Annotated in this window: 15 protein-coding genes and 1 riboswitch; of the genes, 14 read left to right on the forward strand and 1 reads right to left on the reverse strand. The window is 34.8% G+C overall.

Annotation, left to right across the window (positions count from 1 at the left end; genetic code table 11):
* Positions 1-82: 82 nt before the first annotated feature.
* The 11 genes from CPHY_RS05560 to CPHY_RS20635 all read left to right on the forward strand — a co-directional run bounded on the left by CPHY_RS05560 (position 83) and on the right by CPHY_RS20635 (position 18,408).
* The gene (locus CPHY_RS05560) at positions 83-1,339 is read left to right on the forward strand and encodes a methyl-accepting chemotaxis protein (protein WP_012199079.1); all 1,257 of its coding nucleotides are present in this window, start codon (positions 83-85) and stop codon (positions 1,337-1,339) included.
* 402 nt (positions 1,340-1,741) lie between these two features.
* The gene (locus CPHY_RS05565; protein WP_012199080.1) at positions 1,742-2,668 is read left to right on the forward strand and encodes a glycoside hydrolase family protein; all 927 of its coding nucleotides are present in this window, start codon (positions 1,742-1,744) and stop codon (positions 2,666-2,668) included.
* 155 nt (positions 2,669-2,823) lie between these two features.
* The gene (locus CPHY_RS05570) at positions 2,824-4,488 is read left to right on the forward strand and encodes an ATP-binding cassette domain-containing protein (protein ID WP_012199081.1); all 1,665 of its coding nucleotides are present in this window, start codon (positions 2,824-2,826) and stop codon (positions 4,486-4,488) included.
* A complete protein-coding gene (locus CPHY_RS05575; RefSeq protein WP_012199082.1) occupies positions 4,482-6,122 on the forward strand; it encodes an ABC transporter ATP-binding protein in 1,641 nt (546 codons plus the stop codon). The genes CPHY_RS05570 and CPHY_RS05575 overlap by 7 nt, the downstream gene beginning before the upstream one ends.
* A gap of 203 nt (positions 6,123-6,325) precedes the next feature.
* Positions 6,326-7,264: an ABC transporter ATP-binding protein gene (locus tag CPHY_RS05580; RefSeq protein ID WP_012199083.1), complete on the forward strand. Its 939-nt coding sequence runs from the start codon at positions 6,326-6,328 to the stop codon at positions 7,262-7,264.
* On the forward strand, positions 7,251-8,582 hold the full coding sequence (locus CPHY_RS05585; protein ID WP_157668661.1) for an ABC transporter permease: 1,332 nt from the start codon (positions 7,251-7,253) through the stop codon (positions 8,580-8,582). Before CPHY_RS05580 ends, CPHY_RS05585 begins: the two co-directional genes overlap by 14 nt.
* A 23-nt stretch (positions 8,583-8,605) precedes the next feature.
* The gene (locus CPHY_RS05590; RefSeq protein ID WP_012199085.1) at positions 8,606-9,979 is read left to right on the forward strand and encodes an ABC transporter permease; all 1,374 of its coding nucleotides are present in this window, start codon (positions 8,606-8,608) and stop codon (positions 9,977-9,979) included.
* A 311-nt stretch (positions 9,980-10,290) separates the two neighbouring features.
* Positions 10,291-11,349: a LacI family DNA-binding transcriptional regulator gene (locus CPHY_RS05595; RefSeq protein WP_012199086.1), complete on the forward strand. Its 1,059-nt coding sequence runs from the start codon at positions 10,291-10,293 to the stop codon at positions 11,347-11,349.
* A gap of 128 nt (positions 11,350-11,477) precedes the next feature.
* Positions 11,478-12,554 carry a mannonate dehydratase gene (uxuA, locus tag CPHY_RS05600; RefSeq protein WP_012199087.1) on the forward strand — a complete coding sequence of 359 codons (1,077 nt, stop codon included), beginning with the start codon at positions 11,478-11,480 and terminating at the stop codon, positions 12,552-12,554.
* 21 nt (positions 12,555-12,575) lie between these two features.
* Positions 12,576-14,195 carry a mannitol dehydrogenase family protein gene (locus CPHY_RS05605; protein ID WP_012199088.1) on the forward strand — a complete coding sequence of 540 codons (1,620 nt, stop codon included), beginning with the start codon at positions 12,576-12,578 and terminating at the stop codon, positions 14,193-14,195.
* A gap of 421 nt (positions 14,196-14,616) precedes the next feature.
* On the forward strand, positions 14,617-18,408 hold the full coding sequence (locus tag CPHY_RS20635) for a family 10 glycosylhydrolase (RefSeq protein WP_012199089.1): 3,792 nt from the start codon (positions 14,617-14,619) through the stop codon (positions 18,406-18,408).
* Between the two features lie 105 nt (positions 18,409-18,513).
* Here the strand turns inward: CPHY_RS20635 and CPHY_RS05615 are convergent, their stop codons facing one another.
* On the reverse strand, positions 18,514-19,653 hold the full coding sequence (locus CPHY_RS05615; protein WP_012199090.1) for a metallophosphoesterase: 1,140 nt from the start codon (positions 19,651-19,653) through the stop codon (positions 18,514-18,516).
* Positions 19,654-19,851: 198 nt separating this feature from the next.
* Here CPHY_RS05615 and CPHY_RS05620 point away from each other — a divergent pair, with 198 nt between their 5' ends.
* The 3 genes from CPHY_RS05620 (at position 19,852) to CPHY_RS05635 (ending at position 24,449) form a co-directional block, all read left to right on the forward strand.
* Positions 19,852-20,091: a hypothetical protein gene (locus tag CPHY_RS05620; protein ID WP_012199091.1), complete on the forward strand. Its 240-nt coding sequence runs from the start codon at positions 19,852-19,854 to the stop codon at positions 20,089-20,091.
* A 122-nt stretch (positions 20,092-20,213) separates the two neighbouring features.
* Positions 20,214-20,416, forward strand: a riboswitch (Lysine riboswitch).
* Between the two features lie 326 nt (positions 20,417-20,742).
* The gene (locus tag CPHY_RS05625) at positions 20,743-22,251 is read left to right on the forward strand and encodes a Na+/H+ antiporter NhaC family protein (RefSeq protein ID WP_242657987.1); all 1,509 of its coding nucleotides are present in this window, start codon (positions 20,743-20,745) and stop codon (positions 22,249-22,251) included.
* Between the two features lie 836 nt (positions 22,252-23,087).
* On the forward strand, positions 23,088-24,449 hold the full coding sequence (locus tag CPHY_RS05635; RefSeq protein ID WP_012199093.1) for an MATE family efflux transporter: 1,362 nt from the start codon (positions 23,088-23,090) through the stop codon (positions 24,447-24,449).
* The last annotated feature ends 64 nt before the right edge of the window (positions 24,450-24,513 follow it).

Raw genomic sequence — 24,513 nt, forward strand, 5'->3', positions numbered from 1 at the left:
GGCACATGTCGATGAATAATGAAAGAAGACTAGGTCTTTATACTGGATGTGAAATGATAGGGGTATCTAAGAGGAGGTAGTAATGAAGCACATATTAGAAAGATTAAAGAATGTAAGGATTAGGATAAGGATAGCTTCCTTGTCAACAGTAGCAATATTGTTTTTAATTATGATGTTATTTTTATCTTTTATGAATGATAAAGTCACTTTAAAGATTGTAATCTTTATCATAGCTGCGATTGTAGGTTATATATATACGAAACTTATTTCCTTATCTATTCTTGGGGAGATTAAGAGCTTAAAATCAATTATGATAAAAGTTGCTGAAGGAGATTTATCAGTTATTGTGGAGGATAGTATTAAGACTAAGGACGAATTTGGAGATTTTGCAAAGGCAATGGAGAAAACCTTAATTCAACTAAATACTTATCAGTCCTATATTGATGAAGTTGCGGTCGTTCTTAACAAGATGGCGGAAGGTAAGATGGAACTAGAGCTCCACCAGACATATGATGGACAGTTTATGGTAATTAAAAAGGCTTTAAATAGTATTTCAACTTCCCTAAATAGCACATTAAAGGAAATTAATACGTCCTCTGATAAGGTTGCAAAAGAGGCAGAAAATATGCAGATTGCTGCAACTGACGTTTCTAGTGGAACTACGGAAGAAGCTGCAACGATAGAGGAATTGACCGCGTCTATTCAGGCTATAACATCTCAGGTTAGCATAAATGCAGAAGGCGCAGTAGATGCAAAAAGTAAAATCTCTAATATGGCTGATACAGCCACAATGAACAATGAAAACATGACACATCTTCTTGGGGCGATGGAGGATATTCGTTCTTCTTCGAATGAAATCGTAAACATTATACAAACAATAGAAGGAATTGCTAGACAAACAAATTTACTTTCATTAAACGCATCCATTGAAGCAGCAAGAGCAGGTGAGATGGGAAAAGGTTTTGCTGTTGTAGCTACCGAAATTGGTAATTTAGCGAATCAAAGTGTAAATGCAGTTAAAATTACTTCTCAGTTAATTGAAAATACAATTCAAGCAGTGGAGCATGGCGTAAATCTTACAGGTGAATCAGCAAAGTCCTCCAATGAGGTTGCTATTGTAGCAAAAGATATAACTAAAATTATGGATGATATTACAGACAACTCACAATCACAAAGTGAACTATTACAGCAATTTGCTGATGCAGTAGAACAAATCGCTGTAGTTGTGGATGGAAATAAAGCGGCAGCAGTATCAAGTGCCCAGATGTCTGAAGTTTTAACAAAAGAGGCGGTTCATTTAAAGCAGATGATAGACCAATTCGAGCTTTATGAAGAGTAACAACTAATATGATCTATGAATCATGTTTTAGATAAAAGTAGTATACCTTTAATATAAAGTGTTTACAAGGTACCTAGAAAGGTGGAATATCCTTTTAGGTATCTTTTTTTAGTTAAAAGAAAAATATTCTGCAATAAATACAATAGAAAGTTCACTGTGGGAGGCGCGCTCCTGTAGATTCTGGAAGCGTCTACATCATCAAGTGAAAGACTTCTATGCTTAATAGCGAATCAATATTCTTTCGTATTTTTAATATTTACAAGTATTTACTAAGGATATTTTAATTGTTTCTAATCTTAGTTTAATTTGAGTATCGCAAACATTTGTTTTATAATAGGTGTAATTGAGCTACCGGTAAAATACATGAATACTTATTTGACTAATATAATGGGAGGTATAGAAATGAGTAAACAATTAGTACATAGTCCTTTATTCCGGGACCCGATATATGATGGTGCAGCAGATCCTGTGATAATCTGGAATCACATAGAAAAACAGTGGTGGATGATTTATACAAATCGCCGTGCGAACGTAAAAACTACTGGTTTTGAATGGATACATGGAACAGATTTAGGGGTCGCATCTTCAAATGATGGTGGGCATACTTTCGTTTATCGGGGGATATTAGAAGGTCTCGCTATCGAACCGGGAAGAAATACATTTTGGGCACCTGAGATTGTCTATGAGAAGGAAGTTTATCATATGTATGTATCTTATGTCGTTGGTGTGCCATCTACATGGAACTTTGAACGACATATCTTACATTATACCAGTAAGAATTTATGGGACTGGGAGTATATCGGTAGATTACCACTCTCCTCCAATCGCTGTATAGATGCCTGTGTACATAAGTTGCCAAATGGAAATTACGGACTTTGGTATAAGGATGAAGTGAATGAGTCTCATACTTATATGGTGGAAAGTAGTGACTTGTATGAATTTCATAATCCGATAGCAGTCTTAGAGGAATTTGCACATGAAGGACCAAATGTATTTCGTTTTAAGGGTTTTTACTGGATGATTATTGATACTTGGAAGGGGCAAGGAGTGTATCGAAGTAAAGATGCTATGACCTGGATTCGTTGTAATGATATCTTATCAGAAACTGGAAATAAGGAGGATGACTACGGGTTTGGTTATCATGCAGATGTGCATGTACAAGAAGATGAGGCATATATCTTCTATTTTACGCATCCGGGAAGGATACCATGTGTAGAAGAGAATTTCTACGAACAACAGAGATCTTCTCTTCAAATTAGAAGGCTTACGGTAAATAATGGGGAATTGTCTTGTGACCGTGAGGAAGAGTTTATGTATGAATTAATTTAACCTCATCAGGGACTTCCCCCGCTTCTGTAAGCGGGGGAAGTGACTTGCCTGTTTTAAAAAGCCACGTAGTGGCAATGAGGTAGAGCCGGTAGCGTAAGCGGATTACGAATATCCGCTTTGACTAAAAAAATCAGCGTAGAAATGAGGGTATAGGAATGAAAGAATTGCTGATAAAGCGTAAGGGGAAGTTTATTCAATATTTAGCGGCATCCTTTATGTTTAACATTGACCGCTATGTTCAAATGGGGATATTTGCCCTCATTATGTGGGCAGTAGAAAAAGGTAGGGATGCCAACTATACGGTTGTAGTGATAATCACTATTTTAGCTTCCGTCTATAGTGCAATAAGTTTTGTGGTATCGCGTATGCTTCGAATTGGGTACATGCGAGATACCATACTGGATGTTAGAAAACGAGCATTTGAGAAAATTATGAGAATGCCTTTTAAGCAATATTCCAAAAAGGGAAAAGAAATTTATTTATCGAATTTAATTAATGACATCAATCAGTTTGAATCGGATTTCTTTATCAGTTTTTTAAATTTCTTGATTAATATTGGTATGTTTGTTATCAGTTTTATCATTTTATTATTTTTAGATCCAATTTTAGCGGCGGGGATGTTTGGAGCTTCTGTACTTATTTATCTGGTTTCAAGTATCTTTTCTAAAAAGACAGTGGCTTTAAAAGAGGAGGTATCGACATCTTCAGAAGAATTTACGCAAGAGATTTCAAATACCTTTCATGGACTTGAGATTCTTAAACTAAACCGAATTGAAGATAAGTTTTTACAAAAGAGTTTATCTTCGATTCGTAAAGTAGAACGAAAAAAATGTATCTCAAGCGTATTTACGGAGGGACAACGAAATATTATTCAAATACTTTCTTTTATTGTATCCAGTGGTGTTATGGTATATTTGTGTATTAACTTTAAAAATGGTATATCACTAGCGTTAGCAACGTTTATATTCCAGCTAGCAAGTGTTATGAGTTTTAATTTAGTGGAAGTCTTTCCTTTGTGGAACGCGATGAAAGCTTCGATAAGTATTTATCATAAGATTACGGATGATGAAGTAGAAGACAAAGAAAAGAAAGAAGAGAAAGTAGACGAACGCATTCATTCTTTCGATTTTCAGAACGAAATTGTTGTATCAGATGTTACATTTGCCTATGATAATAAATCAATCTTAAATCATGCAAACTTTTCGATTAAGAAGGGAAAGAAATACCTAATAAAAGGGGTAAGCGGTGCTGGTAAATCTACATTAATGAACTTGCTCTCTATGACATTTGATAATTATGAGGGTGAGATTAAGGTAGATGGGGTTGAGTATAAGACAATGGTTGAAAAAACCTTCCATGATAAAGTGGCATTCATCTACCAGGATGTATTTCTATTCGAGGATACCATTCGTAACAACATTACATTGTATAAGGATTTACCGAAAGAGCGCGTTGAATTCGCTGCAAAAGCCTGCGAATTAGATTCCGTCATAGCAGATAAAAAACTAGGATTAGATGAACCATTATCCGAAAATGGTAAGAATCTATCCGGTGGCCAAAGGCAGAGAATTTCGATTGCCCGCGCAATTGCAAAACAAGCGGAAATTTTATTTGTGGACGAGGGAACTTCAAGTCTTAACGAAGACTTAGGGAAAGAAATTGAAAAGGTATTCTTATCCCTATCTCAAACAGTAATTGCAATCAGCCATCGTTTTTACGAAGGAGTTACAGACCAATATGATTATGTACTTGAAATCAAGAATGGTCAGATTCTTCAGTATGAGGCAAAAGAATATTTTGGGGAGGCAGTGACATGTTAAAAAAAGTATTTAAAAGTACGCCGCAGATGATAGTTGCTCTTTTCTTTGCTGCCTTTAATAGCTTATTAGAGGGTATTGTTACTGTAAAAATGATGGGGCTTATCGATTATGCAATAGCGGGAGATTTAGAACTCTTAAAGCAAAAGATACCTCCTCTTCTGATTTTTGCACTCACTCTTTTACCTGTAGGGATTTTAACATCGATTACAAAAGCATGGTATAAAAAAGATGCAAATTTAGCAATCAAGATGCATTATGTAAGGGGAGTATTTAAGAAAAATATTTCGGAATTTCAAAAAGAAAATACCGCAAATTATATTTCAAGACTAACCAATGACTGTAATACAATTGATAAAAACTTTATTGATGGAATCTATACCGTGTTCCAGGGTATTGCTAACTTTTTCGTTGGAATATGGATTATCTCTACAGTAAGTCCATGGATGATTTTCCTCTCCCTTATCATTATGGTAGCAAATGTTATTATAGGCGCTGTTATGCGTAAACCATTAGAACGCAATTACAAAGAACGTTCTGATATGTTTGATGGGTACACCTCTTATATCAAAGAAGTATTATCCGCTTTTCATATTGTAAAGAGTAACAATTTACAGGAGAAAGTAACGAAGGACTATTATGAAAAGAGTGAAGAGATTCAAAAGAAAGGGTATCATATCGAAAAAATGATGACCTTTATCAATGGTGCACAACATCTAACCATGAATACGTCAATGTATGGTATTTTATGCATCTTAGGATATCTTACGATTCAAGGGAAAATTACAGCAGGTGGTTTATTAATAGTAGCTCAGGGAATTCAAAAACTTGCTTGGCCATTGTTTATGCTAAGTGAAGCCTTACCAAAGGTGTTTACTTCAAAGTCACTTAGTGTAAAAATCGGTGATAGTCTAAAAAATTCGGATACTTACGAAGAAAACTTATCGATGTCAGATTTTGAGGACCATATTGTATTACAAGATGTAGAGTTTCAGTATGAAGACGAGATCGATAGTAAGAAAATTTTAACAAATGTGAATTTAAACATTAAGAAAAATGGGAAGTATTTAATTGTAGGCCCTAGTGGAGGAGGAAAATCTACGCTACTAAAACTTCTTCGAAAGTATTTTGCTCCAACAAGTGGGAATATTCTAATAGATGGAAAGCCACTTCGTGATGTGAAGAAGGAAGATTATTTTTCAATGATAGCAAATGTAGAACAACAGGTTTTTATCTTTCAGGATACCTTAAGAAACAATATCACCCTTTATAAATCATATAGTGAAGAAGAAATTGGGGCTGCGATAGAAGCAGCTGGACTTACTTCATTTGTTCAGAGCTTACCGGATGGATTAGACACTATGATTTATGATAATGGACGAAATATCTCTGGTGGAGAGCGAAGCCGAGTTGTAATAGCAAGGGCAATGTTAACCAAAGCAAGTATTTTATTTATGGATGAAGCGTTTGCTTCTCTTGATATGGAACGGGCTAGAGAGATAGAACAGACGATTCTTAAACTAAAAGATATCACTGTGATCAATGTTAGCCACGTAGTTTTTAGAGATACCAAGAAACAATACGATGGTGTATTCACAGTGAAGGGTACAGTCAAACCGTTACTCGGTCAAGAGTAAAGGACTAGGAAATATATGCCTAATACTTATATAAATTACTACATGCCATATCACCTCCATAAGCAGATGTGATATGGCATATACAAAATAAGGTAAAAAATTCGTTTTATTTTTAACGATTATGTTGTATAATGGTTTACGCAGATTAAAAATGGAAAAACAATTATGCATACGCAAATGCGAAGATGCGGAAAAGAGGGGCTATGTCGTTACAAGTACAAAATTTAATGAAAAAGTATGGAGACAAGGTAGTTGTCGAAGATTTGAGTTTTGAGATTACAAAACCAGGAGTGTATGCTCTATTAGGTACGAATGGTGCAGGTAAAACAACCTCCCTACGTATTATCCTTGGTATGTTAGCTCATGACGGTGGCAAAGTACTTTGGAATGGAGCGCCACTTGACCCAGTGAAGGCAAACGTTGGATACCTTGCAGAGGAACGTGGTTTATATCCGAAATACTCATTACTTGACCAGTTATTGTATTTTGCAAAACTAAAGAATGTGCCTAAGAAAACAGCAATGGATCGAATCAAGTATTGGTCGGACCGTTTACAAGTGAATGAATATGTATTTCCACCTAAGATGAAAGGGAAGAAATCCAAAGCAAATAGAGCAGATCAATTATCAAAAGGTAATCAACAAAAAATCCAGCTGATGGCTGCGTTAATTTCAGATCCTAAGTTAATCATTTTAGATGAGCCATTAAGTGGTTTGGATCCAGTTAATACAGATTTATTCAAATCTATTATTCGTGAGCAGATAGCTCAGGATAAATATTTAATTATGTCAAGTCACCAGATGCCTACGATTGAAGAATTCTGTAGCGACATTACCATCTTAAATCGTGGTAAGGCAGTGTTGCAAGGAGATCTTAATGAAATTAAAAAGAGTTATGGTAGAGTTAATCTATTTGTAAAGAGTGATGTGGATATCGCTTCCTACATCGAAGAGTTTGGATTAAGAATTGTGAATAAAACACCAAGTGAATATCACTTAAAAGTTAAAAACGAGCAACAGGCAATGGATTTTCTTGCAAAACTTATCGGAGAGAAGATTCCGGTTGTAAAATTCGAGCTGCGCGAGCCATCGCTGCATGAAATATTCATAGAAAAGGTGGGAGATGTTCATGAAGAAAAGTAATGTAACTGGTTGGAAAGACGTCTTTACTTTTACCTTAACTCAAACCTTAAAGAGCAAGGCGTTTATTGTAAGTTTTGTTTTATTTATTGTTTTAGCTTCCATTTCTATGCCTGTACTTTCAATGATAATGAATAAGGATACTAAGGTAGAGGATGGTACAAATCCAATACAAAAAGTCTATATTAATGATAATGTTGCTTGGTCTAATGGTGGTTTTTTACCAACACTTAGTCAGGAAAACTTAAAACATATTAAGTTTGAAGCACTTACGGAAGATTATGATACCGTTGTGAATCGCATCGAGCAGGAAGAAAATACATCTGTCATTGTTAACATTGTAGAAACAGAGACAACCTTTCAACTTGACTCTATAAAGGCAAGTACGGGAGATGTAAAAGAGTCTAATGTGCAGACATTAAGCGGGGCTTTGTTAGAGGCATTTGATGCATATCGAATCAATCAATTAGGAATTACTAGTGAACAATTAGCCATGATTCAAGCAAATGTTTCAACCTCTGTTACGTTAGCGGATAGGAATGGAAATGCAGTGATAACGGAAGATACTTCCATATCGAACTCTCAATATTGGTTTATTTACGGTATTTTGTTTCTTGTTATGATGGTTAATATCATGGCAAGTTCCCAGATAGCGTCTTCCATTGTTTCTGAAAAGTCATCTAAGGTATTGGAATATCTATTAACTTCCGTGAAACCACTTGCTATTATGATCGGTAAAATTTTAGCAATGCTTACTGCGGTGATATTGCAATTTGCCGCGACTATTGTTTGCGTATTAATTTCTAATACCGTTACTACAAAAGTATTTTCATCAACTGGAGAAAATATGATTTCAAAATATCTACCATCTGGAATCTTTGATAATATCAATCCGTTAAATATTATCTTATGTCTAGCTGTAGTAATTCTTGGAATGATTTTTTATGCTACCCTTGCTGGGCTCGCCGGTGCTACTGCAAGCCGTATCGAGGAGGCTAGTGAAAGTTTAATGTTATTTACCTTTTCGAACCTTATCGGTGCTTACATCGGTATGGGGGCAGCAGGTGTGTTAATGGCTAGTGGTACGAATGGTTTTGTAACATTTGCTTTATTATTCCCATTATCTTCCCCGTTCTTATTACCTGGAGCGATGTTTGTAGGAAAGGTATCGGTTGGGTTATCAATACTATCCATAGTCCTTCTAGTAATTTTTATGATCTTACTATTTAAATTTGTAGCAAAAGTATATGAAACATTAATCCTTCATAGTGGAAATAGAATCGGTTTGAAGGAACTAGTTAAGATTTCTAAAAATGTATAGAAAGGTTTTGTTTGGAGGTAAGTATGATGAATGAGATACAACAAAATAAGAATTCCAACCTAGGCACAAACTTTCGAGGATGGAAATCTGTATATAGTTTTACATTTAAACAGGCTACAAATGGTGTTGGATTTAAGGTAGTAACAGCACTAATTGCGTTATTGATTATCGCTGGCTTCATTTTAATGAATGTACTTGTAGCAAAGCCAAAAAATGAAGATGAAATAAAACCGTCTAATATTACAAGCGTTTATGTATTAGATCAAAGCGGAATTGCTACGGCTGATTATGAAAGTTTGATGAAACAGTTTTCACCGCTGGTCTTTGGAAATACTAAATTTATAATAATGGAGACAGGGGAGCGCACGGGAGTAATACAAAGTGCAAGAGATGATTCTCCTACCACCATTGCAGTAAGTATTACGAAGAACGAAGACGGTTATCTAATTGAAGGATTGATACCGGAGGGCTCTTCTATTAAGGAATCCGATTCTTCAAAACTACTTGAAGCTATGAAGCAATGCTTTGAAACAAACAAGTTAATGCAAGCAGGACTTTCTGTCACTCAATTAACTACAGCATTAAAACCAATGAATTCTGTGATTACGGAAGTAGGTGAGGATAATAATCCAACTACATTTGTTATAAAAATGATAGCACCTATGATATTTGGATTATTACTTTACTTTATGTTGTTGTTACATGGTCAGACAATCAGTAAAGAAGTGTCAACAGAGAAAACTTCAAAGTTAATGGAAACTTTATTAACCTCTGTTCATCCATATGCGATGATAACTGGTAAGGTGCTGGCAATTTCATCAATCGCTATTTTACAGTTCTTAACTTGGGTTATTTCTGTATTTATAGGATTGTATGGAGGTAATGCAGTTGCCCATGCTATCTATCCAGAGTATGAGAATACTGCAATCACAATTATCAATTTCTTGAAGGATAATGTTGGTGAATCCGCATTCTCATTACCTGCAGTGATTATAGCTATTTTAGTATTCTGCGTTGGTTTCTTATTCTATTGTGTATTAGCAGGACTTGCGGGATGTATGGTTACAAGACCAGAAGATGCAGCTAGTACGCAGGGAGTGTTTGTGTTTCCGATTGTAATCAGCTGGATGGTATGCTATTTTGCATCAGCTGCTGGGAATGAAGGCGTACTAAGAATTGCAAGATATATTCCATTCACAACACCGTTTTGTGTTCCGGTGGATTTAATTACTGGCACGATTGGAATCGCACAGGGAATTGCTGCATTCTTACTTTTAGTAATATTCTCAGTCTTGGTTATTATGATGGCTGCAAGAATCTATCGTGGATTAGTGTTATACAATGGTCAAAAATTAAATTTAAAAACAATGTTTCAGGTGTTAAGAGCAAAACAATAAAGTAAATATGATATAAAAGCTGTTGCATGATAGCTCCTATGGTATAGGAGAAACCATTATGTAACAGCTTTTTTCTTTCTTAAAAACCACTTTAAAAAAATAACGTTAACGTTAACGAATATTTCTAGTGACAAACGACTTTTTATAGGATATAATGACATTATATTAGTGTTAATTAACAAGAAGCTACTGTATTTATGTATCAAGCTGCTGTATTTATGTATGAAGCTTCTGTGCTTAAATATAAATAAAGTTTCTACTTATTAAAAAGTACTACAATATAACGAAAAATAACGGAGCCGAGGTGGGGTATGAAGAAAAGAGTTACCATAGCTGAAATAGCGAAGAGGTGCAATACTTCTATTGGTACAGTAGATCGTGCTTTGAATAATCGTAATGGGATTCATTCAGAGACGAAAGAATTCATCTTGCAGACTGCCAAAGAGATGGGGTATCAGACAAACCCAATTGCAGGAGCATTAAGCCGTAAGAAATCGATACGCCTAGGGATAGTCTATTGTGAAAATCATGCTGAATTTTATGACTATGTTACCAGGGGAATTGAACAGGCGGCAAAAGAATTGCAGTTTTATGGAGTTGAAGTTACTCAGTGGAAAACATTGAATATATCATGGGAAGAACAGCTTGCATTGTTGGAATCTATTGATATAAAAGAATATGATGGTTTTGCTATCAACTCTGCAGGTATGAAAACGGATGCTATGATTAATCGGATGGTAGAATTGGGGATACCTGTATTGACTTTTAATACAGATGCACCGGCTACCAATCGTTTTTGTTATATAGGTACGAATGCCAGAGGAGCAGGCAACTTAGCAGGTGAGCTAATTGGAAAACTAATGGGACAAGAAGGAAAAGTCGCAGCGCTAGGTAGTTTTTTAGCAACGAACTCCTTCATTGAACGTTTTATAGGGTTTTATGAAGTTATTCAACGAGAATATCCCAATATAACACTTTGTCCACATTCAGAGTGTTTTAATGACACCCAAAGTGCCTATTATGAGACACTACGTGTGATAAAGGAGAACCCAGATATAAAGGCATTATACATAACTGGTTCTTCTGGTACAGTAGGCGCACTTGAGGCAATGAAAGAACTTGGAAGAAAAGATATTATATTAGTGGGTTATGATATTACGAAAACTACGATTCAAGCATTAAAGGACGGGTGGTGTACTGCTGTTTTATATCAAGATCCTTATTTTCAAGGATATCAAGCAGTGAAAGTATTAGCGAAACATATCTTAGAAGGTTTTGTTCCAAGAACACCATTGTTGACTGTAGATACCAAAATTATGATGAAATATAATTTAGAAGAATGTGGGAATACCGCATTGTTTTTATCATAATTGATAGAAAAGCCTGGAATAATAAAGGCAATAAATTAGTGAGTTAATCAGATTAAAAATATATAGTAACTCAAAAAAACATCAAGTTAGTCAAATCATGAAAAGAAAGTTATTAGGAGGTATTTGTTATGAAGATGACATTTCGTTGGTATGGAGAAGGGAACGATAGTATTACATTAAAGCAAATCAAGCAGATTCCTGGATGTAGTGGGTTAATGGGAGTAATTGATCAATACGCAGCCGGAGAAGTTTGGGAAGAGTCCGTAATTGCTGAGTACGTAGAACATGTTCACAAAGCAGGTCTTGAAGTTGAAGTAATCGAAAGTGTCAATGTACATGAAGATATTAAGTTAGGTCTTCCTAGCAGAGAACTTTATATAGAGAATTACATCAAAACTATTAGAAATCTTGCAAAACATGGAATTAAAGTTATTGTTTATAATTTTATGCCAGTACTTGACTGGTTAAGAACTGACTTGGCACGTGTCATTGAAGAAGATGGCTCCAATTCTTTATACTATGATGAAGAAGAATTATTAGGCTTAACTCCACTTCAAATTGTGGAGAATACTAGCAAAAGCTCAAATGGTTTCACTCTTCCAGGTTGGGAACCAGAACGCTTGAAAGAATTAGAGAATGTTCTAGCATTATATAAAAATATCGATCCTGATAAATTAAGAGAAAATTATAAATATTTCTTAGAAAAAGTAATTCCAGTATGTGAAGAGTGTGGTGTTAAGATGGCAGTTCACCCAGATGATCCTGCATGGCCAATCTTTGGATTACCTAGAATTGCTCATTCCGAGGAGTTATTCGATAAAATCCTTGAGTTATATGATAGTGAAAGCCATACAATTTGTCTCTGTACAGGATCTTTAGGATCAAATCCAGAGAATAATATACCAGAAATCATTCGCCATTTTGGGGGTAAAAACCGTGTGGGATGCTTCCATGTACGTAATGTTAAGTATTTAGGATATCGTAAGTTTAGAGAAAGTTCTCACTTATCCAGTGATGGTTCTCTAGATATGTTCGAGATTATGAAGGCAATTCATGAGACAGCTCCTGATACTTATATCCGCCCTGACCATGGACGTATGATCTGGGATGAAGTAGGTAGACCAGGATACGGATTATACGATAGAGCACTAGGTATCGCATACTTAAACGGTATTTGGGAAGCATTAGAGAAATCAAGCAAATAAATACGAAAAAGTGAGGCCAATATGAAGTTAAATAGAAAAGAAATCTTAGAGCAAAAAGAAAATTTTCAAAAAGCTGATATTAAACTTCCTACCTTTGATTATGATAAAGTGAAGGAAGACACAATGAAAGAGCCGACTTGGTTACATTTTGGGGCCGGTAATATTTTTCGTGCATTTCCAGCTGCATTACAGCAAAAACTTCTTGAAGAAGGAATTGAAAAGAAGGGTATCATAGTTGCTGAAGGATATGATTATGAAATTATCGACAAACTATTTACACCACATGATAATTTAAGTCTTTTAGTTACCTTAAAAGCAAATGGATCTATTGAAAAGAACGTGATTGGCAGTATTGTTGAGTCATTACGTGTTGATGAAGCATTTGTAGAAGATAAGCAAAGATTAAAGGAAATCTTTTGTTCTCCTTCCCTTCAGATGGTTAGTTTTACAATAACTGAAAAAGGATATCAGGTAAATAAAAGTAACGGTGAAGTGATACCAGATATCGCAAAAGATTTTGAGGCAGGCCCTGAGAAAGCGAAGAGTTATCTTGGTAAACTAACAGCTCTTTGTTATGAGAGATATCTTGCAGGTAAGTTACCATTTTCTCTTGTAAGTATGGATAACTGTTCCCATAACGGAGATAAGCTTTATGCTGCAGTAGATACATTTGCAAAGGAATGGGAAGAAAGAAAATTAGTAGAAGAAGGATTTGTTTCCTATATTGAAAATCCTGAGCTTGTTGCATTCCCATGGAGTATGATTGATAAAATCACACCTCGTCCTGATGAGAGTGTAAAGAAGATGCTATTAGAAGTTGGATTTGATGATGTTGAAGATGTCATTACTAGTAAAAATACTTATGTTGCACCATTCGTAAATGCGGAAGAGGCAGAGTATCTAGTAATTGAAGATGCATTCCCTAACGGAAGACCTGATTTATCAAAAGCAGGCGTTATCTTTACTGACAAAGAAACAGTAGATAAAGTTGAAAAAATGAAAGTTTGTACTTGCCTTAACCCACTTCATACAGGTCTTGCAGTATTTGGATGTTTACTTGGATATACAAAGATCAGTGAAGAAATGAAAGATAATGATTTAGTACGTCTTGTTGAAGGCCTTGGATATGTTGAGGGACTTCCGGTAGTAGTAGATCCAAAGATCATGGAACCAAAAGACTTTATCGACACTGTAATTAGGGTTAGAATTCCAAATCCTTTTATGCCAGACACTCCACAGCGTATTGCAACTGATACAAGCCAAAAGCTTTCCATACGATTTGGAGAGACCATCAAAGCTTATCAGAAGAAGGAAGGTACACCAGTTCGTAGCTTAAAACTCATCCCATTAGTACAAGCAGCATGGGTTAGATATTTACTTGGTGTTAATGATGAGGGAGAAAAGTTTGAAGTAAGTCCTGATCCATATTATGAGGATTTAAAGAAGATTTTAGATGGCATCGAATTAGGAAAAGCACTTCCACAAACTTTCCAAATTTCCGACATCTTAACCCGTAAAGATATCTTTGGGGTAGATTTATATGAGGTTGGTTTAGGCGAGTTAGTAGAAGAATACTTTACTAAAATGCTTGAAGGTAAAGGTGCTGTTAGAAAAACTCTTAAGGAAACTTTAGATAAATAGTGTAAGATAGATTTATAGTGATATAAGATCTGATTTATAGTAAAAAAAGTAGCTAATTTCGTAATAATAATTAGTGATATAAAAAGAAGTATCCTACAAGATAGAGTGTAAAACCTCTTTTTTGTGGGATACTTCTTTTTTCTTTTGTTATTTTTTAGTAACTCATTTTTAGAAAAATAGGAAAAAAGGAGGATAAGAAAAAAATATTTTTCAATTGACATTTGATTTTTATATGATAATATGTAAATAGTTCTAATAAAGCATTATAAAATATTGCTATTTTGGTCAATATGTAATATTAGAACTAAAAAATAAAAAGCATTTTCAAATATTAAAGAAAAAAATTTTCAATTCTTTGATAAAAACTATGAAATATTGACAAAATTGAAAATGCTAAAGTATCGAAAAGGAGAGAAAGAGAATGAAACATCGAGTTACTGCATTGCTTCTTTGTCTAACTATGTTATTAGGAATAATAGGTATCCATCCTGTAACAGTAAAGGCAAGTGATCCATCTTTCCAATTAATGATAGGAACAAAAGATGGAGAGAAGAAAACAATTGATTTTGTAAATCCTGTATTTACAGCAAGTGGAGGGGCCATACAAATTAAGAATTCTATATCGCTTTTTTCTACAGGGAACAAAGCATATGTTAGTGAGGGTACGATTAAGACTAATGTCGCTGTAGTTGTAGGTAGCGACATGAATGTTATTCAAGTCATTAATCAATCCAGTAATGGTGCAAAACCATCATTTACAGAATCTACTGATGTTATGCCACCGGAGGGAGGATTTGTTTTACTAGCTTACGATGACTCCTATGCGAATGCAGGGTTTAAGTCCTTTTTAGCAACAAAGTTCCAAGCTGGTGATAGTGTAAAGCTATACAATGGAGATGTTGAAATATCACTAGAGGAAGCACTCAACAGCTACCCTGTGGAAATTCCAGACGGTGGAAATAATAATAATCAAACAGATTTTACATATACCTTAGAAAACTTAGCAGTTGAGACTGCATTCGACCCTAACAAAGGAAGTACTGGTGAAACAAAAGCAATTGATTTTGTAAATCCTGACTTTTCAGGACCAGTAGCAGTTAAAAACTCAATATCCATATTTACCTATGGTAATCGTCCATATGTCAGCGCTGGATCTATACTAACCAATGTTGCAGTTGTAGTTGATAAAAATATGACTGTAATCCAGGTGATCAATCAATCGATCAATGGAGGAAAACCATCATTTTCAGAATCTACAGATGTTGCTGTACCAGCGGGTGGTTTTATTCTACTAGCATGCGATGACAGTTATGCAAACGCAGGATATAAGAGTTTTCTTGCTACTAAGTTTAAAGCTGGCGATGCTATAAAATTGAAAGTAAATGAAAAGACAGTAACTGTGGCGGACATTTTACAGTTAACCGGCCAAAATGGGAATATTAAGAAGCATGCTTCCTTATCGATTGCACAGGAAGGTATGCAAACCATTACAGAAAGTTCTTTCACAATCTCAGGTAAAGTTAATAACTTAGAAGATAGTGTAACTTATTCCGTAAGAGTAGATCAGATAAATAATGGGAAGGTATATCCAGGTGTAGTTGGGGCAGATGGATCTTACACTGTTCCAGTATCAGTAGATCCAGGAGCGAATTACTTTGATATAACATTAATTGAAAATGGAGTAGATTATTCTGAAAGTACAAAGAGTGTAATCCTATTCCAGAGAGTTAGAACATCAGAGAATAAACCTATTATTTTATGGATTGACCAGTTTGCGAGCGTTAAAAATTTAAATACTGTAGAAAAGATTCAAAAGATGATGGCAAATGCGAAAAGAGCTGGAATCACTGCATTAGCATTCGACGTAAAGGGAGTCGAAGGTTATGTCTCCTATAAAAAGGCAACCGTAAGCAATACACCATATATGACAGAAACCAAAAATCCAAACAAAGCAGTTGCTATGGATATTGATTTTCTTGAGGAGATGCTAGCAGAAGCACATGCAAATGGAATTAAGTTATATGCTAGTTCTAATTTCTTTACGGAAGGTAACATTGCAACAAATGATTATGCTTTTGATATTAGAAATACACATCCTGATTGGGCAGAAGTATTTCAGACTCCAGAAGATAAAGGAGAGTTAAAAAGCATTCTAAATTCCTCCAGAAACTCCACCTTACTTTTTGTAAATCCAGCGAATGAAGAAGTTAGGGCACATGAGTTGGCTATAGTAAAAGATGTACTTGAAAACTATGCTGTTGATGGTATCATCTTAGACCGTGCTAGATATGATAATCAGTATGCAGATTTTAGTAATTTGAGCAAAGAGCAATTTATGGCATACCTTCAGGGAAAAGGTAAAACATTGCAGAACTGGCCAGACGATGCGTTCAAGATTAAAGCAGATGGCTCTATGGTAACCGGACAGCATTATCTTGAATGGTTATCCTATCGTAGTACTGTGATTGAAAGCTTTGTTTCTGAAGTAAGAACCCTAATAGATCAATATAAAACATCTCAAAATCGAAACATAGATTTAGCAGCATATGTTGGATCATGGTATGAGTCATATTATCAAAATGGCGTTAACTGGGCAGATTCTTCTTTTGAATACAATGAACGCCTTGGTTTCCCTATGGAAGAACTATATGCGAAAGAGTTTGAATATTCTAAGACTAGTTATGTTAAACATATTGACTTTATTATGACAGGATGTTATTACACAACCGAAGCATTGATGCAAAAATATACAACATTAAATAACATCTTAATAAATAACCAAGTTCCATTATATGCTTCTATTGATTTAACGAATTTATCAGAAGCACCAGACCAGAGAATGATATTCCAAGCAGCGTATCAGCATAGCGAAGGATCAATGATCTTTGATTTGTGTTTTGTTGATTGGGATAAAATTCGATGCGCGATAGCAGATATTGAATATAAGAATTCAGCAGTGATTGGGGTTTACGATCCTAAGACTAAGAATGTTTTAACAGTTGATAACATTGATACTGCCAGAGCAGAAGATAAATTAACAATTTATACCGATGCCTATGGTACAAGTACAGGTACCAATCAATGGGGTGTAGAAGTTGTAGTAGATGCGAAAGGTAATGTAATAGAATTAAAAAACCAGAAACAAGCGGCAGACTGGAACTGGGCAACACCAGAAATTAATGATAGTACAATACCTGTAGGTGGATTTGTATTATCAACAGTTGATCGTTCTGGATCTCGTACTTATAGACAGCTTCTAGCAAATTCATTCCATGTCGGTGATAAAGTTGCAGCAGCCATCTTAACTGGATTCGTTGATTATGAAGAAAAAGTATATACTTCTGCAACAGCGGATATTGAAGTGAAGGTACAAACCTTTGGCCAAGATCAAAATACTGTTGTAAAGATTGGTGATAAAGAAGCAATCGCGAAAGAAGATAATAATTATTTAGCGAAGCTTAACTTAAGCAATGGTGTCAATTTGATACCAATTACCGTTTATGTGGATGGCCTTAATGTTTTAGAGAAAACTATATCACTTACAGCTACATTAACACCTGTAACACCAACGATAACTCCTCCAGTAACCGGGCCATCTGAAAATGGAAATGGAAATGGTAAAGATAAGACTGATGATAAGAATGTTGTTATAGATGACAAAATGCTTGATAATATTTCTATAAATGCTTCTAACTTTAAGCTTTATGTGGGTGGTACTAAAGACTATGAGCGTCAGCTTAAGGTTAATTTACCAAACTCTATCATGAAGCTTGAGAAAGAAAAAAAGGCAATTGTTGAAATTACTTATCAATCTTCAAATCCTAAGGTAGCTAAAGTAGGTAACGATGGAAATATTACAGCAGTAGCTGTTGGTAAAGCAGTAATTACTACCACCGTCACAGTGAATGATAAGACTACTACGTTCGAAACAGTTGTAAACGTTTTGAAAGCTTCCATTAAGATAGTATACGATGAAAGTACAATAAAAGTTGGTACAAAAGTGACTGCACATTGTATGGCAAGTGGCTATGATATTTCAAAAATACAGTGGGGAACTACGAAGAAAAAGATTGCTGTTGTTGGTAAGAATACCGGCAATCAAAAGGTAAATGTCTCCACACAGTCCGCTGGAAAAGATGTTGTTATTGTGTATGTCATGAATGGAAAAGAAAAAGTAGTATTAGCAGAGAAGGATATTACAATAGTGAAATAAAGAAAAGACATGCAAAAGCAATCTGTTTTTGCATGTCTTTTCTTTATTTATAAGACAGATTTATGGCTTGTCTTTGAAGGGGGGAAGATTCGTATAGCATGCTTTCTATTTTTGGAAGCTTTGCTTAGAATTGGTCACTTGGATAAAAACAATCTCGGATTTACTACCAAGTCTTAGCGGAGATCCCCAGCAACCAATACCGGATGTCACAATAGCATTGTAGTTATCAATTTTCTCATTCCCATAATTTAGCTCATTAACATGGAATATCTTTGCAATTAAGCCAACTGGCCATATTTGGCCATTGTGAGTATGTCCGGAAAGTTGTAAGTCTACTCCAAGGGAGGCGGCAGTTTTAAGTTCTAGTGGTTGATGATCTAACAGAATCATATATTTATTCGTATCTAAAGGTTCCATTAATTGAAATATTGTTTTTCGTTTGGAATTTTTAAAGAAGCTTTTATCACTTCGTCCGATTAGATAAAAACTATGATTTATCATGATACTTTCATCATCTAAAATTATGATATTGTTTTTGATAAGGTTATCTGTTATATCTCTTTTTTCCAAAGAAACTAGTGGCCGATAGCTACTTACATCATGATTTCCAAATACATAATAGGTACCATAAGTACTTGACAACGTACCAAAAGCTTGGCAGGCTAGTTCCATAGCTTCTTTATCTGTACTTTCATCGAAGATATCTCCAAGTAGCAGAATAATATCGGGATTCTTTTCAGTGATTTGGGTACAATATTCCTCTAATTTCTTTACATTCATAGTAGTACCCAAATGCAAATCAGAAATCATAGCTATCGTTAACTTATCACTTTCTAATGTTTTTTCGGTCTGTAATGAATACTCCGTAATCTCTACATGAATGGCTTTGTAATAACTTAGGATAAGTAAACATATTGTGATAAGAAAGGCAAGAATACCACTACGATAAATCTGACTCCACTTTTTCTTAAGAGCATCCGACTTTAGGGCTTTACGTAAAATCAAGTGAAGAATATCACAGATTATGAAAGCATAAATCAAATATATAATTACAATTATAGTAACTGCAGATACTGAATATGTCAAAATTAAACATAGAATTATTAAAGCTATGGATAATAAATTTGGAAGCCATTTTGGATGGGTAAGACAGCGAATCCAACTAAAATTCTTAAAATGAATAAATAAATATGCCACTGCAAGTAGCATAATACTAATAATTAGTATAATAAAGATATTAAACATTCACACATCTCCTAGCGATAGTCTATCTAATGCCTTAGTGTACCATGTTTTGGCAAATAGTATCAAGTTAATTAACAAAAAAAAGAAAAGATAATATGTAATATATTCCAATTTTAGTAAAAATAATTGGTTTTGAATAGAATTTGTTTGTGTCGAGAAGTATTATAAGTTATAATAATGAATAAAAGGAGGGGTTATATGTACCGAAAAAGAATTGTTTGCGGAATTGTTGTGCTAATTGTTCTAATTGGAAGTATCATCTATCTACGTGTATCGGAAGCTCGCGGTTGGAACAAACATGATGATATCCTTACGGAAGACAACAGTAAGATCCTAACTCCTACGGAAATGCCAATTGGTGATGGGGCTATGCTTATTTTGCCTAGTGAATCGCATTTTGGAGATAATATACTATTTTTAGGTTTTCAATGTTCATAACATAGAGAGTAAGGAATTTCTATTAATATTTGGAGTAAAGAATATCTAATAATATGTGGTTGATTAAAATGTCGATCCATGGTATTATAGGTTCAACTATGAAAACGTCTTAGTAACATTAAGACATTGATAGAGGTGCAACAATTATGAGTACCCCATCCGTAATCAGGCTTTGGATGATGGGAAAGGAATTGCTGCCGAAGTGGTCTTTCGCTGCCTGTGAGTAAAGACTGCTGGTCTAATGCAGAATATGTATCAGACTGTCACATGATATAAAACAAGCAAAGAACAAATCCTTGCTTGTATGTGGAGCGCTATCATTACTGAAATAAAACATGTGCGGAATTTTCCGTTTTTACTTCCTTATGTAGAATTTTAGTCATGAAGCAGCGCTAAGACTGTTTCATGGCTATTTTTTTATTTAAGGAGGATATTATGAAAGTTAAAATGAGAAAATGGTATAGTTTCTTAATTGCCTTATTTGCAGTAATGATGTTATTTACACCAATTACATGTAAGGCAGAAGAGAAAACCACATTTGACTCAGTAGAAGAGGCGAAAGAGTATATCTCACAGCAAGAGGATATAGCAGGTTCTGCAGGGGATAACATAGCGGGGGCAGAACAGTATATCAAGGAAAAAACGGTACCAATGTATGCTACGATATGGGCATTGGTCCCACCGATTATTGCGATTGGTTTAGCATTAATTACGAAGGAGGTTTACTTCTCCTTATTTGTTGGTATTTTAACAGGTGCATTGTTTTATTCTAACTTCAATTTGGAAAAGACAATAAGCACAGTGTTTGTATCTGGCGTAATTAGTAAGTTGTCTGATGTTGATAATGTTGGAATCTTAATATTCTTGGTTGTCTTAGGTATTATGGTATCACTTATGAACAAAGTTGGCGGTAGTGCTGCTTATGGTAAGTGGGCAGGGCAGAAGATTACGACAAGAAGAGGGGCTATGCTAGCTACTTTTGGCCTTGGAGCATTAATTTTCGTAGATGATTATTTTAACTGTTTAACTGTTGGTAGTGTTATGAGACCGGTTACTGATAAGTATAAGATAAGTAGAGCGAGACTGGCTTATATTATCGATGCAACAGCAGCTCCAATCTGTATCATTGCACCGATTTCTTCTTGGGCAGCAGCAGTGTCTGGAGTTGTAGAGGGAAATGATGGATTTACATTATTTTTAAGATCGATCCCTTATAATTTCTATGCACTATTGACTATTGTAATGGTAGTTACTATGGCAATCATGCAGTTTGACTTTGGTCCTATGAGAAAGCATGAAGAAAATGCATTAAAGGGTGATCTTTTTACAACAGGAAATCGTCCGTTTGAAGACGGAGAGGTAGTAACCAATGGAAAAGGAAAAGTTATCGATCTTATCCTTCCGGTTCTTGTCTTAATCGTTTGTTGCGTATTAGGAATGGTTTACACAGGTGGTTTTTTCCATGGAGAAGCTGGATTTATGGAAGCCTTCGCTAATTGTGATGCTTCCCTTAGTTTAGTTTATGGTTCTTTCCTCGCTCTTGTAGTTACGTTCTTTTTCTATATTGTAAGAAGAGTGTTATCACTAAAAGAATTTGCGGAATCATTTACAGATGGTTTCAAAGCTATGGTTCCAGCAATTTTAATATTGATATTTGCATGGACATTAAGTGGTATTACTCGTATGCTTGGAGCTGATGTTTTTGTGGCTAATATAGTTCAAAATAGTGCAGGAGCATTGCAATTATTCTTACCTGCTATTATCTTTGCTATTTCAGTTGGTTTGGCATTCGCAACTGGTACCTCCTGGGGAACTTTTGGTATACTTTTACCAATCGTAGTTGCTATACTTGAACCAGGTAGCGAGATGTTAATCATATCAATTTCTGCTTGTTTAGCAGGTGCTGTTTGTGGAGATCATGTCTCCCCAATTTCTGATACTACAATCATGTCATCAGCGGGGGCACAGTGTGATCATATGAATCATGTTACTACACAGCTTCCTTATGCATTAATTGTAGCAGCGGTAAGTTTGGTAGCCTATATTATAGCTGCATTTATACAAAATGTTTGGATTTCACTACCAATAGCGATTGCATTAATGTTAATCGTTCTTTTCGTTATGAATGCTAAATATGGTAAAGATTCGGGAATACAATAAATAGAGTTAAATATAAATTAAGAATGTTCTAAAAAGATAACCCTGCTTTCTTCGGAGCTAACTAGAAAATAAACTAGATTGCGAGAGATAGAAAGCAGGGGGTTTTTATTCATGAGAAGGAAACTATGTGGTGATTTCAAGTAATTAGATGTGATTTAATTTTTATTTACAAATATATGGAAATAGTTTACTATAGTAATAGTTTAGACCAACAACATAATTGATATATAATAAATTAATGGAGTGAGTTTATGAACAATTTTTTATTAATAGTTGCTATTATAGTTGCCATCTACGGAGTCTATAACATCATGAGACCTATTTTTATTGGGAGGAAATTACGAGCTGGGTATCAGGTTATGTTTTTAGCTCCAAAATCCGTATATTTTTTCATAATCATATTTGTATTGGCTACTATTACGAATGTATTGCTCTATATTCATTATAATTATTTCATTTTTCTTTTCATTGCAAGCATATGCTTTACCTGCGGATGTACAGAATTTTCGAAAAGTTATATGATATTTTTGCACAAAGGTTGGTTTATTGATGGTACATACTTTGCGTTAGAGGAAGTTGTTAATCATGGAGAATTTTACATTTTACCTCATTTGAATTTCAGAAGCATTTTTAAGGTCGCAACAAAAAATAAGAAATCCTATGGATATGTTTGCAAAAAGAAAGAAAGCATCATAAATAGTAGGATCAAGTCAATGGGGATTGTAAAGTCTTAAGCTAGAAAAACTATTTGAACGTCTTTTTATTGAATAAAGATAAAAATCTTGTTATCATAGAAATATTGACGTCAAAAAGAAAAAATACATAACGAGGACACTATGTTTAAATTAGAAAACAAAGAAAAAAATTACTTATTATTAAAAGAAAAGAAGTTGTATCAGGCGTTTTTATATCTTGCGTTGCCTGTTATGGCTGCAAATCTGTTAAAATCAGTTCACGATTTGGTAGATACCTATTTCATAGGGCAGTTAGAAAATTCAGTAGCTGCCCAGGCAGGGATAGCTATTACTTGGCCGTTACTTGATATATTTCTTTCCTTAAGTACTGGATTAGCTATAGCTGGAGTTGCTATTATCAGTCAATTTCTAGGTGCTAAGGACAACGAGTCAGCTAGAGAATATTCTGGTTTGTTGTTTATCCTTAGTATAGGAATCGGTCTAGTTGTGAATGTGTTGTTGTTTTTATTTTCGCCTTTGGTTCTTCATTCAATGGGAGCAAAAGAAGGGGTTTATGATTCTGGTTTAATTTATCTTCAAGTACGTTCTTTTGAAATGGTATTTCTATTTTTATTTACTGCGTTCCAGTCAATGAGACAAGCACGAGGGGATACTGTAACACCAGTCATATTATCAGTAATTTCCATTCTTATTAACATTGTGCTTACTGCATTGTTTACCAGTGTATTAAACATGGGGGTATTTGGTGCAGCAATAGGGACACTAATCGGACAAGCCGCAATTGCTCCTGCAATATTATTCATGATGTTTCGTAAGTCTGATGAACTCTCCATTAGAAAAGAACATCTTAGAATAAAAAAGGATACGATGAAAAAACTGATTCATATTGCGATGCCATCTGCAGCTAGTCAGGCTTTAAGTTCCCTAGGATTTCTGATTTTACAAACTGTTATCCTAAGTTATGGGGAAGTAGTGGCAGCAGCTTTTAGCTTAGGTAATAAGGTGTCTAATCTATTATTGATCCCGATTATGGCAATAGGTTCTATCTTAGCAGCATTTGTTGGGCAGAATATAGGAGCCTCGAATAAGGAGAGAGCAAGAAAATCATATCATGCCAGTAGAAATATAGCCTTGATTTTATCGATAGTTGGATGCTTCCTTATCTTCCCGTTTCGATCTAAGATGCTTAATTTATTAACTAATGATTCGGAAACATTAAAAGTAGCAATGGAGTATATGATTTGGGTACTAATAACTCAACCATTGATGGCACTCTTTCAGAATTATATGGGAGTATTTAATGGTTCTGGTAATACAAGGTATTCCTTTACTATTGCATCCGCAAGGCTATGGGCAGTTCGTTTACCTTTAATTCTTATCTTTAAGCAATTTACTAATTTGGGTAGAAGCGGAATTTGGTATGCAATGGTGATTAGTAATATCATAATTTTAATATTAGCACAGAATTTATTCCGTAAGGTTGACTTTGAGAGAAAAGTGTAATTTAATGAAACTTTTGTATTTAAAACTATGCTAAAATCCACGCAAGACAGTGGATATATGATTT

This window comes from Lachnoclostridium phytofermentans ISDg (assembly GCF_000018685.1).
In the GTDB taxonomy this organism is placed as follows: domain Bacteria; phylum Bacillota; class Clostridia; order Lachnospirales; family Lachnospiraceae; genus Lachnoclostridium; species Lachnoclostridium phytofermentans.